General features: G+C 72.8%; 11 protein-coding genes. 6 read left to right on the forward strand and 5 right to left on the reverse strand.

Features of this window, described 5'->3' with window-relative positions; genetic code table 11:
• The first annotated feature begins 15 nt into the window (after positions 1–15).
• Genes ACIRD7_RS06975 through ACIRD7_RS06985 form a run of 3 tightly spaced genes read left to right on the forward strand, consistent with a single transcriptional unit; the run spans position 16 to position 3,711 of the window.
• On the forward strand, positions 16–813 hold the full coding sequence (locus tag ACIRD7_RS06975) for a metal ABC transporter ATP-binding protein (protein ID WP_403451703.1): 798 nt from the start codon (positions 16–18) through the stop codon (positions 811–813).
• Positions 810–1,697, forward strand: a complete 888-nt coding sequence (locus ACIRD7_RS06980; protein WP_403450745.1) for a metal ABC transporter permease — start codon at positions 810–812, stop codon at positions 1,695–1,697. Before ACIRD7_RS06975 ends, ACIRD7_RS06980 begins: the two co-directional genes overlap by 4 nt.
• 34 nt (positions 1,698–1,731) lie before the next feature.
• A complete protein-coding gene (locus ACIRD7_RS06985) occupies positions 1,732–3,711 on the forward strand; it encodes a heavy metal translocating P-type ATPase (RefSeq protein WP_403450748.1) in 1,980 nt (659 codons plus the stop codon).
• A gap of 88 nt (positions 3,712–3,799) precedes the next feature.
• Here ACIRD7_RS06985 and ACIRD7_RS06990 read toward each other — a convergent pair whose 3' ends face one another.
• The 4 genes from ACIRD7_RS06990 to ACIRD7_RS07005 all read right to left on the reverse strand — a co-directional run bounded on the left by ACIRD7_RS06990 (position 3,800) and on the right by ACIRD7_RS07005 (position 11,116).
• The gene (locus ACIRD7_RS06990) at positions 3,800–6,703 is read right to left on the reverse strand and encodes a M4 family metallopeptidase (protein WP_403450751.1); all 2,904 of its coding nucleotides are present in this window, start codon (positions 6,701–6,703) and stop codon (positions 3,800–3,802) included.
• Positions 6,704–6,825: 122 nt separating this feature from the next.
• Positions 6,826–7,893 (reverse strand): LacI family DNA-binding transcriptional regulator, encoded by a 1,068-nt coding sequence (locus ACIRD7_RS06995; RefSeq protein WP_403450753.1) that lies wholly within the window; start codon positions 7,891–7,893, stop codon positions 6,826–6,828.
• 127 nt (positions 7,894–8,020) lie between these two features.
• Positions 8,021–9,784: a beta-galactosidase gene (locus ACIRD7_RS07000; RefSeq protein WP_403450756.1), complete on the reverse strand. Its 1,764-nt coding sequence runs from the start codon at positions 9,782–9,784 to the stop codon at positions 8,021–8,023.
• Between the two features lie 129 nt (positions 9,785–9,913).
• Complete coding sequence (locus ACIRD7_RS07005; RefSeq protein WP_403450759.1) at positions 9,914–11,116, reverse strand: MFS transporter; 1,203 nt, start codon at positions 11,114–11,116, stop codon at positions 9,914–9,916.
• 187 nt (positions 11,117–11,303) lie between these two features.
• Here ACIRD7_RS07005 and ACIRD7_RS07010 point away from each other — a divergent pair, with 187 nt between their 5' ends.
• The 3 genes from ACIRD7_RS07010 to ACIRD7_RS07020 all read left to right on the forward strand — a co-directional run bounded on the left by ACIRD7_RS07010 (position 11,304) and on the right by ACIRD7_RS07020 (position 13,835).
• Entirely contained in the window at positions 11,304–11,990 is a 687-nt protein-coding gene (locus tag ACIRD7_RS07010; protein ID WP_403450762.1) for a transcriptional regulator, read from the forward strand.
• Between the two features lie 358 nt (positions 11,991–12,348).
• Positions 12,349–13,326 carry a threo-3-hydroxy-L-aspartate ammonia-lyase gene (locus ACIRD7_RS07015; RefSeq protein WP_403450765.1) on the forward strand — a complete coding sequence of 326 codons (978 nt, stop codon included), beginning with the start codon at positions 12,349–12,351 and terminating at the stop codon, positions 13,324–13,326.
• Between the two features lie 152 nt (positions 13,327–13,478).
• Positions 13,479–13,835: a cupin domain-containing protein gene (locus ACIRD7_RS07020; protein ID WP_403450768.1), complete on the forward strand. Its 357-nt coding sequence runs from the start codon at positions 13,479–13,481 to the stop codon at positions 13,833–13,835.
• Between the two features lie 34 nt (positions 13,836–13,869).
• Here ACIRD7_RS07020 and ACIRD7_RS07025 read toward each other — a convergent pair whose 3' ends face one another.
• Complete coding sequence (locus tag ACIRD7_RS07025) at positions 13,870–14,847, reverse strand: NAD(P)-dependent alcohol dehydrogenase (protein ID WP_403450771.1); 978 nt, start codon at positions 14,845–14,847, stop codon at positions 13,870–13,872.
• Positions 14,848–15,026 lie beyond the last annotated feature (179 nt).

Here is a 15,026-nt window from a genome sequence, read left to right on the forward strand (position 1 = left end):
GCCCCGCTGATCAGCATGCGTGCGGCCGCCCTGTCCTACGGCGAGCGCGTGGTGTGGCAGCACCTCGATCTCGACGTGCGGCCGGGTGAGTTCCTGGCCGTCCTCGGGCCCAACGGAGCGGGCAAGACCAGCTTCGTGCGTGCCCTGCTGGGGCAGCGGCCCCTGTCGGCCGGCACGTTGACGGTCCTGGGCCGCCCGCCCCGCAACGGCAGCCGGCACATCGGCTACGTCCCCCAGCAGGCCGCGCTGTCCGCCCAGGCGATGGTGCGCGCCCGCGACCTGGTCCGCTTCGGCATCGACGGGCACGCCTTCGGCCCCCGCCCGCGCGCCGGCGCCGTACGCCGCCGCGTGGACGAGGTCCTCGCCTCCGTCGGCGCCACCGCCTACGCGGACGTACCCGTAGGCCTGCTCTCCGGCGGCGAACGGCAGCGCGTACGCATCGGGCAGGCGCTCGCGACCGACCCGCGGATCCTGCTCTGCGACGAACCGCTGCTCTCGCTCGACCTGCACCATCAGCGGACTGTCACGGAACTGGTCGATGCCCGGCGCCGCTCCCACGGCACGGCGGTGGTCTTCGTGACCCACGAGATCAACCCCGTACTGGGCCTCGTGGACCGCGTGCTCTACCTCGCCCGCGGCGGCCACCGGGTGGGCGCGCCCGACGAGGTGCTGACCTCCGAGTCGCTGACGCTGCTGTACGGCACTCAGGTCGACGTCGTCCGGGTCCGCGGCCGGGTCGTCGTCGTGGGCGCGCCCGACGAGGTGGCGCGGCCGCCCCACCATCCCGAACCACCGCACGGAGCACGGCCATGACCATCGCCGAGGGGATCTGGCAGCAGGTCTTCACCTTCGACCACTACGGCGAACTGCTCGCCCTCGTCCGCAACTCCCTCGTCGCCGGTGTCGCGCTCGGCCTGGTCGGCGGCCTGGTGGGAGTGTTCGTGATCATGCGGGACCTGCCCTTCGCGGTGCACGGGATCAGCGAGCTGTCGTTCGCCGGGGCCTCCGCCGCACTCCTGCTGGGCGTGAACATCGTGGCCGGCTCGATCGTCGGCTCGCTGATCGCGGCCGGGGCGATCGGACTGCTCGGCGCACGGGCCCGGGACCGCAATTCGGTGATCGGCGTCATCATGCCGTTCGGACTGGGCCTCGGCGTGCTGTTCCTCGCGCTCTACAAGGGCCGGGCGGCGAACAAGTTCGGACTGCTCACGGGGCAGATCGTCGCGGTCGACACCCCGCAGATGTCCTGGCTGCTCGGCACGTCGGCCGTCGTTCTCGTGGCGCTCGCGGTCATCTGGCGGCCGCTCACCTTCGCCGGCGCCGACCCGGAAGTGGCCGGGGCGCGCGGAGTGCCGGTGCGGGGGCTGTCGTTCGTCTTCATGATCGTCCTCGGGCTGGCGGTCGCGCTGTCCGTGCAGATCGTCGGGGCGCTCCTGGTGCTCACCCTCGTCGTCACGCCGGCCGCCGCGGCGGCCCGGATCACGGCCTCACCCGTGCTGCTGCCCGTCCTGAGCGCACTGTTCGCGGTGGCCTCCATCGAGGGCGGCATCCTGCTGGCCCTGGGCAGCAGCATCCCCATCAGCCCGTACGTCACCACGATCTCGTTCGCGATCTACGTGGTGTGCAGACGGGTCGGGGCCTTCCGGGCACGGCGTGCCGGCATCAGAGTCAGCGCGCAGCTCGGCATGAAGACATGAACGAGTCTTCATCTGTTCCTCTATTGTGGGGGGCATGACTGCCACGCTCACCCCACCGTCGGCCGACCGCGCCGCGTCCCCACGCACCGGGCGCGTGCCCCGGCGGCGCACCCGGCTGCTCGCGCTGCCGGAGGTCCGCTGGGCCGGTGCGGCCACCGCCCTGTTCCTGCTCGCGCTGCCCCTCCAGCTCGCCGGAGCGCCCGCCTGGACCTGGGGCCCGCTGTACGCCCTGTCCTACGCCACGGGTGGCTGGGAGCCCGGCTGGGAGGGACTCAAGGCGCTCAAGGAACGCACCCTGGACGTCGATCTGCTGATGGTCGTCGCCGCGCTCGGCGCCGCCTCGATCGGGCAGGTCATGGACGGCGCCCTGCTGATCGTCATCTTCGCGACCTCGGGCGCCCTGGAGGCGCTCGCCACCGCCCGCACCGCCGACTCGGTGCGCGGCCTGCTCGACCTGGCTCCCGCCACGGCCGCCCGGATCGCCGCCGACGGCACCGAACAGACCGTCGCCGTCGAGGAGTTGACGGTCGGCGACACCATCCTCGTACGGCCGGGTGAGCGCGTCGGCGCCGACGGGCGGGTGCTGGACGGAACGGGTGAGGTGGACCAGGCGAGCATCACCGGCGAACCCCTCCCCGCCGTCAAGGAGCCGGGCGACGAGGTCTTCGCGGGCACCCTCAACGGCACCGGCGCACTGCGTGTGCGGGTCGAGCGCGACGCCTCGGACTCCGTGATCGCCCGGATCGTACGGATGGTGGAGGAAGCGTCCGAGACCAAGGCGCCCACCCAGCTGTTCATCGAGAAGGTCGAACAGCGCTACTCGCTGGGCATGGTGGCGGCGACGCTCGCCGTGTTCGGGGTCCCGCTCGCGTTCGGCGAGGAGTTCTCCGAGGCGCTGCTGCGGGCCATGACCTTCATGATCGTGGCCTCGCCCTGTGCCGTGGTGCTGGCCACCATGCCACCGCTGCTGTCGGCCATGGCCAACGCCGGGCGGCACGGTGTGCTGGTGAAGTCGGCCGTGGTGATGGAACGCCTCGGCCAGGTGGACGCCGCGGCCCTGGACAAGACCGGCACCCTCACCGAGGGCACGCCGCGCGTCGTCGACGTACGGCCGGCGCCGGGATGCGACCTGGACGAGCGCGAGTTGCTGACGCTCGCCGCGGCGGCCGAGCACCCAAGTGAGCACCCGCTGGCGCGGGCGGTGGTGGAGGCCGCGCGCGAGCGTCGTCTGGACCTGCCCGCGGCGCGGGACTTCACGTCGGCGCCCGGCGTCGGCGTCAGGGCCGGCGTCGGCGATCGTACGGTCGAGGTCGGCGCCCCGGCCCGGCTGCTCGCCGACCTCGACGGCACGCTCGCGGCTCTGGTCGAGGAACTGGAGGAGCGCGGCCGTACCGCAGTGCTCGTGGTCGTCGACGGCCGCCCCGCCGGAGTGCTCGGCATCGCCGACCGGCTCCGCCCCGACGCGGCCGCCACCGTCGCGGCCCTCACCGCGCTCACCGGCACGGCCCCGGCGCTGCTCACCGGCGACAACTCCCGGGCCGCCGCCCACCTCGCCGCCGAGGCCGGCATCGAGGACGTGCGCGCCGGACTGCTGCCGCAGGACAAGCTGACCGTGGTCAAGGAGTGGGAGGGCATGGGCCGCAAGGTGATGGTCGTCGGGGACGGCGTCAACGACGCGCCCGCCCTCGCCGCCGCCCACATCGGCGTCGCCATGGGCCGGGCGGGCTCCGACCTCGCCCTGGAGACCGCGGACGCGGTCATCGTCCGCGACGAACTCGCCGCCGTCCCCACCACCGTGGCCCTCTCCCGCCGCGCCCGGAAACTGGTCGTGCAGAACCTCGTGGTCGCGGGGGTGTTCATCGCCGGGCTCGTCGTCTGGGACCTGGCCGGGACGTTGCCCCTGCCGCTCGGTGTCGCGGGGCATGAGGGCTCGACGGTGCTTGTCGGGTTGAACGGGCTGCGGCTGTTGCGTGACGCGGCCTGGGAGAGGGCTGCGACCGACGCGGCGGGCTGACGGGCCTGCGGCGCATGGAGGAACGTGGGCCGTCGGCCGCCAGGTGGCACTGGCTGCCGACGGCCCTGTGTTGCTCGGACCTTCCGGATCAGGCGCAGCGGCCCGCCGGGCGGGCTCGGGTCACCACGTTGGTGACGCCGGTCGTCGAGTCCAGCCACACGACCCGGCCGCCCTCGACCGCGGCCGCCGACGACTGCTCGCCGCGGTTGCAGGAGACCTGGCCCTTGCGCGTGGCCGGATCGCCGGGCGAGCCGTTCGCCGCGAACTGGTGGAGCTTGGGCGCCGATTCATTGCTCAGCGGGGCGTCGGCCGGGTAGCTGCCGACCGTCAGCCTGTCCTCCGACACCGTCAGCGCGTAGGCGTTGAGCGCGTCCGGCCCGGTCTCCGGGCTGAGGTCGACCACGCCGGAACCGTCGAGCGCGGCCCGGCGCAGCGCCGTCCTCCCGTCCGCCGCGTCGTCGTCGAGCAGCCAGAAGACATGGGTGCCGTTGATGGCCGTCGGGCCCAGCGCGACACCGTCCGCTGCCGGCTGGATCTGCCTGTTCTCACCAGTCGCCACGTCTATGACCCGCGTACCGACCGCGTACTCGGCCCGCACCCGCCGCCGCTCCTGGTAGGCGACCTTGCCGTGGCTCACCGACGGTGCCCACGCCCGGTAGTAGGTGCCGCCGCCGATCGTCTGCACGTTCGCCGGGTCCTTGAGGCTCAGGTAGGCCACCGCCCGGCGTCCGCCGTAGGTGACGTAGTCGAAGGCCACCAGGTCGCCGTCGACGTCCACCGAACTGCCGGGGGTGCGGCCGTGCCAGAGCTTCCTCACGGGGCCGCCTGCCAGTGGCCGGGCGAGGACGTCGACGCCGTCGGTGCCGTACGCCTGCCACACCACCGACCTGCCGTCGGTGGCCGGATTGATGTGGAAGCGGCCGTCGTTGGGGCTCATCAGCTTCGGCGAACCCGTGCCGTCGGCGCGGCCCGCCCACACCGAGTACGGCTCCGAGCCCTTCTCGTCGGACTTGGCCGCCGCCCACCAGCCGCCGCCCGCACCCAGGCCGGTGCCGCTGGTGTTGATGCGGTCGAGGAGGAGGTCGGAGTCCTCGCCCAGGGCCGACTCCCAGCCCGGCACTATGCCGTGGGCGGTGAAGGCGCGTTGCAGGGCCCGCTGCTCGGCGCCCGGGATCCGCAGGTCCTCGGCCGCCGCGACCACGGCGGCCCGCGCCTCGGTGAAGCCGTCGAGCGGAGTCATGTACTCGGTGAGCGCCCGGTACACGATCCGGTCCATCACACCGGCGCCCAGGTCCTCCCGGGCGTCCCACAGCGCGCCGCCGAAGATGGTCGAGTTGAGGTGCACGCCCCCGTTGTCCGTGGCGAAGCCGACGCCGAGGAACGACTTGGCCGTGGTCCGCCCGTCGGCCAGGTCGCGCAGCGCGCACTCGCGCGGAGACTTCGTCCGGCACAGCCGCTCGCCGAGCAGACCGGCGTCGGGGTCGGTCGTCGGGATGCCGTACACGTCCGTCTCGACGGCGTTGCCGAAGTAGTCGGCGAGAGCCTCGTTCACCGCGCCGGACTGGCCGGCGTACACCAGGTTCGCGGAGTGCTCGATCACGCCGTGCGTCATCTCGTGGCCCACGACGTCCAGCGCCGCCGACAGCGGGCGGTACTCCGCGTCGCCGCTTCCGTACACCATCTTCTGGCCGTCCCAGAAGGCGTTGACGTACGGCTGCCCGTAATCGGTCACGCCCACCAGGGAGTTGACCGTCATGCCACGTCCGTCGAGGCTGTCGCGGCCGTGCTGGTCCCGGAAGTAGTCGTAGACCTTCCCCGCGGCCCAGTGCGCGTCCACGGCCCCCGAGTCGGTGGCCTCGCCGCCGAACGCGGGGGTGGGCGAGCCGAACTCCTGGATGCCCTCGGGCCACTGGCCCCCGACGTCGGTGTACCACTTGCCGCGCGCGTCCCAGGTCGACAGGACGTTGTCGGAGGGTATTCGGGTGCGGTCGCGCAGCACGTACACACCGCGGTCGGCGTCGTGCTCGACGGCGAGGCCGACGGTCGTGCCGTCGAGTCTGACACCGCTGCCCCGCTCGGCGGCGCGCGCCCGGCTCGTGGCGGTCGCGGGCGCCGGCTGTCCGGCCGCCCCGCCCGATGTGCCGAACGTCTTGATCCCGCTGTACTGAAGGACCGGGTATCCGGAGCGGGCGTCGACGTAGACCTCGCGGCGCACGGCTTCACCGTCGGCCGGGTCGGTGCCGTGCACGGTGACGTGCTGGGTGAGGACGCCCGTCCCCGTGGGCAGGACGACCAGTCCGCGCGCGGTGCCTTCGAGGCCGGGCCCGTCCTCGGCCGTCCGGGTGCCGAAGTGCCGGTCGCCGAGCTCGGTGCGGACGGCGTCCACCGCGCGCTCGACGGCGAGTTCCTCGCCCACGGCGGGCGTCGTGCCGGTGCGCAGCTCGGTGAAGTACCTGCCGGAGGTGCCCGTGACGACGCGCTCGCCGTTCTCGCGCTCCATGCGGACGAGGTACTGGCCGCCCAGGACGGGCACGCCCCGGTGCCGTTGCTGGAGCCGGACCGTCTCCCGGCCGTCGGCGGCGGTGGTCCCGGCCGCCACCAAGTCGCGCCGCGGCTGCGCGATCCGGTACCGGCCCTGCCGGTCGTCCAGGTAGGCGCGTGCCGCCGCGGCCGCGCTGCCCGTCGCGGGGACCGGCTCCCGGATGCCCCGTACCAGTGCCGGAGTCTGCGTCCGCTGTCCCGGGATCACCTCGGCCGGGCTCGGCGACGGTGGCGTCGCCTCGGCCGCGGCGTGGGCGGGGACCGCCGGGACGACGAGTGCGACGACGCTCAACAGCGCCGCCGCACCCGGTAAACCGCTCAGTTGTGCCGCGTGGCCGGCTCCCCGGCCGGTGAGTCTTCTGCCTCTGCTGGCTCTTCTGGGGTGACGCACAGGTTCCCGAACCCCCTTGGTCGCGGTGCCGGGGGCGGAGGCCGCCCGGCCAGGGGCCATGGAAGCGGCGATGTGGCGTTCCATCAACGGGGCGGCCGCGCCCACAGGTGACTTCCGGCCGAGGTGGACGGACGGCGACCGAGGTGGGGACGGACGGCGGTCGAGGTGGGGACGGACGGCGGTCAGCGGCTGGGCGCCGGGCCGCTGCTGCTGCGGACCACCAGGTCGACCGGGACCAGCGAGTCGGTACGGGGCGGCCCGTCGGAGCCGTCCAGCCGGTCCAGCAGCAGCCGCAGCGAACGCGTGCCGATCTCGGCGAAATCCGTGCGCACGGTGGTCAGCGGGGGCAGGAAGTGCGCGGCCTCGGGGATGTCGTCGTAGCCGACGACGCTGACGTCGCCGGGGACGGAACGGCCGGCCTCGTGCAGGGCGTGCAGCAGACCGAGGGCCATCTGGTCGTTGCAGGCGAACACGGCCGTGACGTCCGGCCGCCGGGCCAGGCGCCGCCCCAGCTCGTAGCCGGAGTCGGCGCTCCAGTCGCCGATCAGTGGAGCCGGCACCTCGGCGCCCGCCGTCTCCAGACAGGACTGCCAGCTGCCCAGCCGGTGATCGGCCGAGGTCCAGCCGGTCGGGCCCGCGATGTGCCACACCGTGCCGTGGCCCAGCCCCAGCAGATGCTCGACGGCCTTGCGGGCACCGGCCCGCGAGTCGCCGGTGACCTGCTGGGTGTCGGTGTCCAGGCCGTTCTCCAGCACGATCAGCGGCGTGTCGAGGCGGGTGTCCGCGAGCGCCTTGCCCACCCACAGCTGCGGGGCGATGGCGATCACCCCGTCCGCGCCCTCGGCCGACAGCCGGTTCACCGCCTCGACGACGGTGTCGGGCTCCGCCGTGTCCAGGGCGATCGAGCTGAGCAGGTAACCGGCCTCCTGGGCGGCGGTGTTGATCGCGGTCAGGATGCTCGCCGGACCGTAGCGGGCGGCGTCGAAGGAGATCACGCCGACCATCCGGGTCCGCCCGCTGGCCAGCGAACGCGCGCTGCGGCTCGGCCGGTAGCCCAGCGTCCGCATGGCCTCCAGCACTGTCTCGCGCGTCTCGGCCCGCACCGACGGATGGTCGTTGAGGACGCGGGAGACCGTCTGCTTGGAGACGCCGGCCAGCCGGGCCACGTCGTCCATCACGGGGCGCGCGCCCGCGAAGTTCCGTCTGCTGCGCCCTCGCGGAGCGGAGTCGTCGGCGGAGCCTCGGGTCATGGTCGCTGTTCCTCGACGTGGTCACGGGGGCGGTGTTCCGCCCCGCCAGGTCCCCAGCATAGGCAGGGAGGCGCTGGTAGGCGGGGGAGTGGCGGGCGCGGGGCGCGCGGTCGGTGCGGGCCGGGTGTCAGTCGGTCTCCGGGCCGAGGTCGGCGGTGTCGGTGAGCTGGGCACGGGTGTCGGTCGTGGCGTGCAGTTCCAGGAGGACCAGTTCGTTGGTGCCCCGGCGCAGGACCGGGGCGGGGACGTAGAGGGTGTGCTGCGGGCCGCGGTTCCAGTAGCGGCCCAGATGGAAGCCGTTGATCCAGGCCTGGCCCTTGGTCCAGCCGGGCAGGGCGAGGAATGTGTCGGCCGGTGTGTCGACCTCGAACGTGCCGTGGTGGAAGGCCGGTTCGGCAGCCGTGGCCGCGTCGGACGGGGCGAACGGCACCGCGCTCAGGTCGTCGAGCGGGAGAGGGTGGCAGTCCCAGTCGCGCAGGGAGCCGCCGTTGAAGGTGACCGGGCCGAGGAGGCCCTTGGGGGCGCCGATCCGCGGGCCGTAGTTGACGCCACCCATGTTCTCGACGAGGACCTCCAGCGTCGCGCCGGGGTGCGGGACGCGGACGGGCAGGGTCTCGTCATGGCGTTCGCGTTCCAAAACGCCGACGGGGGCGCCGTCGACGAAGACCTGGGCGCGGTCGCCGACACCGCCGGTGAAGTGCAGCAGTCCGTCGCCGGCCGGGTCGAGGACGGTGCGGTAGAGCGCGTAACCGGTGTGCAGGCCCAGGTCGTTCATCGAGGCGGGGTGCTCGGTGCGGACGGGCTCGGACAGCGCCTTCACGTGGGGCAGCAAAGGCGCCCGGCCGCTCAACTCGACGGTGATGGGCGGGAGTTTGGGCGCTGGCGCCGGGGCGGGCTCCTGGGGGACGGGCGCGTGGCGGGCGATGACCTCCCGGAAGGCGTGGTACTTCGGGCCGGGGTCACCGCACTCGGTGAGGGCGGCGTCGTAGTCGTAGGAGGTGATCGTGGGCTCGTAGGCGTGCTTGTGGTTGGCGCCGTTGGTGAAGCCGAAGTTGGTGCCGCCGTGGAACATGTAGATGTTGACCGAGGCGCCGGCCGACAGCAGCCGGTCCAGGTCGGCGGCGGCGTCGGCCGCGTCCCGCACATGATGCGGGCCACCCCAGTGGTCGAACCAGCCGATCCAGAACTCCGCGCACATCAGGGGCCCCTCGGGCTGGTGTCCGCGCAGCTGGGCGAGATTCCGCTCGACCCTGCTGCCGAAGGTGGCGGTCGCCAGGACACCGGCGAGGGCGCCGCCGGCCAGGTGCTCGGGGTCGGCCTGGTCGCAGGTGAAGAGCAGCTCATCGACGCCCCTGGTCCGGAAGGACTGCTCGAGGTGCTTGAGGTAGGCCGAGTCGTCGCCGTAGGCCCCGTACTCGTTCTCCACCTGTACGGCGATCACCGGGCCGCCCGCCGCGGCCGTGTACGGCAGCAGCTCGGGCAGCAGGGCATCGAGGTAGCGGTCGAACGCCCCGGTGAAGCGCGGATCGCTGGAGCGCAGCCGGATGTCGGGGTCCGCGATGAGCCACGCGGGCAGACCGCCGTGGTCCCACTCGGCGCAGATGAACGGACCCGGACGCAGCAGGACGTGCAGGCCTTCGGCCTGGGCGAGCCGGAGGTAGCGGGGGAGGTCGAGGAAGCCGTCGAGGACGAGCGGGCCGTCGGGGTCGGGCTGGTGGAGGTTCCACGGAAGGTACGTCTCCACCGTGTTGAGCCCCATCAGCCGCGCCTTGCGCAGCCGGTCCGCCCACTGGTCGGGATGGATCCGGAAGTAGTGCATCGCGCCAGAGATGATCCGGAACGGCTCGCCGTGCAACAGGAAACCGTCGGCGGACGTCGTCAGAGCGGACATTCGGAAGCTTCCCTTCGCTTCGAGGGTGCGGGAGTGTCGTCGGGAGTGATGGGGTGCGGGGGTGTCGTCGGGAGTGGTGCGGCGCTTGGGACCTACGGGGCGCTGATCATCGGACCTACGGGGGGCTGATCAGGGGGAGCCGGGCGGGGCGAGGGCGGGATCGGCGGGTCGTGTGACGCGGATCAGCCGGAGGGTCGCGGCCAGGCACAGGGCCGATACGGCGGCCAGGATGAGGGGGACGCTGCGGATGCCGGACCACTCGATGGCCTTGCCGAGTGCGGGGCCCGCCACTACGCCGCCGACCAGGGAGGCGGCGATGACGAGGGCGCCGGCCCGGCGGGCCCGTGGGGCGGCCCGATGCAGCCACGGCAGACCGGTGGGAAAGAGGGGCGCGATGAAGAGCCCCACACCGGCGTAGGCGTAAGGGGCCGCTCCGGGAGCCGAGGCGAGCAGCAGACAGACCGTCATGCCCGCGCACGAGACGGCGATGATGGACTGCGGGGAGAAACGCAGCGCGATCGGCGCGACCAGGAAACGGCCGACGGTCATCATCAGCCAGTACCCGGACGTGGCGGTCGCGGCGACCCCGGCCGAGTAGCCGACGGTCTCCAGGTGCGTCGGCTCCCAGCCGCCGACGCCGGCCTCGATGCCGACGTGCAGGACGTAGAGGGTGACGAACAGCGCGAGCACGGAGCCGAGGCTGCGGGCGAGGACCACGCCGCCGGGTGACTCGGTGGCCGCGTCGGCCGGCTGGGGCGCCCGGTCGCGCACGCCGCGCAGGCACAGCAGCAGGGGCAGGTTGGCCAGCGCGAAGCCCAGGAACACCGCCGGGTAGTGCGTGGAACCGACCGCGCCGATCAGGGCCGGGCCGAGGATCGCGCCGATGCCGAAGTGGGCGTGGAGGATGTTGAGCATGGCCGTCGAGCGTCGGCCGAAGCCGACGGCGAACAGCTGATTGAGGCCGTAGTCGATGCCGCCGACACCGAACCCGGCGAGCAGTGACATGGCGAGGGCGGTCGGCCAGGTCGGGGCGAGCGCGAAGCCGGCCGCGCCGACGGCCACCAGTAGATACGACGCGCCGAGGATGCGCCGGTTGCCGACCCGGCTGTAGAGCCGGTCGAAGACCAGCACACCGGCCACCCCGCCCACGAAGTGCGCGCTGAGCCCGAGACCGGCGGCCGACGGCGACAGGCCGAACTCCTCGCGGAAGGCGGGAATCGCCGGGCCGTACAGGGCTTGGAGAACGCCGATGAGTACGAAGCCGAGGCAGGAGGCGGCGACGGCGGTAGGGCTGAAGACCCGTGGGTGTGTAGGGGTCGACGTCAGCGTCATGGGATGGATGTTACCGGTAACATCTTGCGGCTCGTCAAGGTGCTTTCCCTGTGCTCGTGGGGGGTGCGGCGGTGAGGGCGAGGGGGTTTCCTGCGTGGTTGGACTGTTCGTGCAGCGGTTGGACTAGTAGTCTAGATATCGACTCGGTGGCGAGGTGCCGAGGCCGGACGAACCGGAGGAGCGGGCGATGGCGGACGAGGGGGCTCTGGAGGCGGAGCGGGACGCGATCGTGGCCGCACTGACGCCGGTCGTCGACGGGCTCGTGGCGACGTTCGGGCCGATGTGCGAGGTGGTGCTGCACGACTACCGGCGGCCGGAGAAATCCGTGGTCGCCGTGGCCGGTTCGGTGACGGGGCGGGTCGCGGGCGGCGCGATGAGCGAGATCGGCATGCGGATCGTCGCGCGCGGCGACGGGGCGGGCGACGAGCTGAACTACGTCACCCGGACCCGGGGCGGCAAGCTGGTCAAGGCTTCCACGATGGTGCTGCGGGACTCCACGGGCACGGTGTTCGGCGCCCTGTGCGTCAACCTCGACGTCACCGCCGTGAGCGACGCCCAGGCCCTGCTCGGCGCCCTCGCCGGCCTCGGCGCGGCCCCGGCCGACACACCGGTCACCACCTTCGGCAACGACATCGACTCCGTCGTCGACGCCATTCTCGACGCCCACCAGCTCCGGCAGCACGGCAACTGGGCGTCGCTCGACCGGGCCCGGCGGCTGGAGCTGTTCCGTGGCCTGGACGAGCGGGGCGTGTTCGCCGTGCGGCGGGCGATCGAACAGGTCGCGGCCCGGCTGGGGATCTCACGGGCGTCGGCGTACAGCTATTTGGCGCAGGCGCGGGCTGAGGTGGGTGCGGGGACGGAGGCTTCGGGGTGAGCCGCGGGGAGGCGCGAGTGCCACCGGCCCCCGGGTCGCGAACGCAGACGGGGCCGCAGGCCAGGACACGGATGTCAGCTTCAGCGGCCACCCGCCCACGAACACCGGCGACGTCCGAGGCCAAGGCGCCGGCACGGACCGCAACCACGGCGCGGAGGCGGGCCGCGGCGCCGGCCGACGCGTCGCCCCAAGTGGCAAAGGCAGTGGCGGCTGATGTGTCGCCCGAGACGGCAACCGCCGCAGCGATCGAGCCACCACCCCAGACGGCAACGGCAGCGGCGGCCGACGCGCCACCCCGCCCGACGACCACCGCCCCGCCCCCACCCGCGACCCACCCGACATCCCCTGGAGGACACGCGTGACGACCACCACCCCACCGGTCACCCTCGACGACGTCCGTGACGCCGCCGCGCGGCTCAAGGGCGTCGCCCACCGCACCCCGGTGCTGCGCTCGCGCACGCTCGACGAGGTCGTCGGTGCCGAGGTCTTTCTCAAGTGCGAGAACTTCCAGCGCGTCGGCGCCTTCAAGTTCCGCGGTGCCTACAACGCGGCGTCCCGGCTGACCCCGGAGCAGCTCGGCCGTGGCATCGCCGCCTATTCGTCCGGGAACCACGCCCAGGCCGTCGCCCTCGCCGCCCGGGAACTCGGCACCACCGCCGTGATCGTCATGCCCGAGGACGCCCCGCCGTCGAAGCGCGCGGCGACCGAGGGCTACGGCGCCGAGATCGTCACGTACGACCGCTACTCCGGCGACCGTGTCGCCATCGCCGAGGCGCTCGCCGCCGAGCGAGGCCTCGCCGTCATCCCGCCGTACGAGCACCCGCACATCATGGCCGGGCAGGGCACCGCCGCCCTCGAACTCCTCGAAGAGGTGGGGGAGTTGGGCGCGCTGCTGACGCCGGTCGGCGGGGGCGGGCTGATGGCCGGCAGTGCCACCGTGGCCAAGGGCCTGCACCCGGACATCCGGATGATCGGCGTCGAACCGGAGGCCGGGGACGACACCAAGCGCTCCCTGGAGGCGGGGCGGCGCATCAGCATCCCCGTGCCGCACACCATCGCCGACGGGCAGGCTCTGCACACCCCGGGCGAGCTGACCTTCTCCGTGAACCGCAGGCTCGTCGACGAGATCACGCTGGTCAGCGACGACGAGATCCGGGACGCGATGCGGTTCGCCTTCGAACGCCTGAAGATCGTCGTCGAGCCGAGCGGCGCCACCCCGCTCGCCGCCCTGCTCACCGGCCGCGCGAGCGGGCTGCCGCGGCGGGTCGGGGTGATCATCTCCGGGGGCAACGTCGACGCCCGGCGATTCGCCGAGCTCTGCGGGAACGGGGAGTGAGCGGAGGCCCTGCCGGTCGGCCTCCGGATGGCGGCCCCAGGTGGCCGGGCGGACGATTGAGTGGTAGGAGGCCGGCCGCCGACGGCGGTGTCCAGGGCCGCCGGGGAGACCGGCTCCGGCCGCGGTGAGGCGCGGCCGGAAGGGAGCGCGTCATGTTGGAAGTGAAGACCCTCGACAAGCCGGACGAGCGGCGTGATTTCCCCCGCGGCCACCTCGAAGCCATCCACATGACGGACCTCGACTTCGCCGTGGCGACCTTCGAGCCCGGGTGGCGCTGGTCCGAGTCCGTGGCCCCGCTCGCGGGAACCAAGAGCTGCGAGATGCACCACAACTGCTACATGGCCCAGGGGCGCATGCACATCCGCATGGACGACGGCGGCGAGAGCGAGGTCGGCCCCGGTGACGTCTTTGTCTGCTCGCCCGGACACGACGCCTGGGTCGTGGGCGACGAGCAGGTCGTCGTCTACGACTTCCAGGGGCAGACGGCGAGGGAGTACGCGAAGAAGTAGCCCCCCGCCGGCTCAGCCGGCCCGCGCCGGAGCCTCACACCGTGACGACGACCTTCGCGCGCGCGTGCTCCACTTCCAGGTACCGGATGGCCTCGGCCGCCTCGCTCAGCGGAAACGTCCGCTCGACGACCGGGGCGATCCGCCCGGACTCGGCCAGCTCTCGCAGCGCCGCGAGGTTCGCCCTGCTCTGGCGTGCCGATATCTCGAGCAGTCGCTGGTGGCGTGCGAAGGGCGCCACCAGCCGCCGCCTGATGAACAGCCCCATTGGGCCGACGATGCTGCCGCCCTCGTACACCCCGCCGCCGGACAGGACCAGCGTCCCGGTGGGCGTGAGCACACGCCTGAACTCCGCGAGCGAGTGGTTGCCCACCAGGTCCAGCACCACGTCGTAGCGTCTGTCGCCCCGGGTGAAGTCCTCCTGCTTGTAGTCGATGACCCGGTCCGCGCCGAGTGACCTGACCAGCTCCACGTTCCGCGTGCTGCACACCGCCGTCACCTCGGCGCCGTACACCTTGGCGAGTTGTACGGCGAAGGTGCCCACACCGCCCGACGCGCCGTTCACCAGGACGGTCTGCCCCGGCTGCACCCGGGCGACGTCCCGCAGGCCGATCAGCGCGGTGTTGCCCGCCAGGGGTATCGCCGCCGCCTGCTCGAAGGTGAGGTTGGCCGGCTTCGGGCCGATCTCGGTGTCCCGCGCGCACACGTACTCCGCGAACGCGCCGTCGGCCTCGCCGTACACCTCGTCACCGGGCTTGAGCCCCGTGACCCCGGAGCCCACCGCCTCCACCCGCCCCGCGAAGTCCCGGCCCCGCACCGGCTCCTTGGGCCTGCGCCAGCCCATCATCGAGCGGCCGATCACCGGGTCGCCGTGCATGAGGTGCCAGTCGTACGCGTTCACCGAGGCCGCGTGCACCCGCACCAGCACCTCGTCGGCCGTCGGCACCGGTGTGTCGATGTCCCTGAACTCCAGGGCGTCCGCCGAGCCGTACCGGTCCTGAATCACTGCCTTCATGGGATCCCCCTCCGCTCCTGCCGAGCGTAGGAAATCCGCCACGTACCGACCATCGGGGGCGAACCCTGATTTTCGCCAGGGTCCGGCCCTCCCCTTGCCCTGAGCCCTTGCCCTGAGAAAACCGATCGGTTTACTCTTGTCGTCATGGGAAACCGATCGGTTTCCGGGCGTGCTGAGTA

Source organism: Streptomyces sp. NPDC093568 (assembly GCF_044764945.1).
GTDB lineage: Bacteria > Actinomycetota > Actinomycetes > Streptomycetales > Streptomycetaceae > Streptomyces.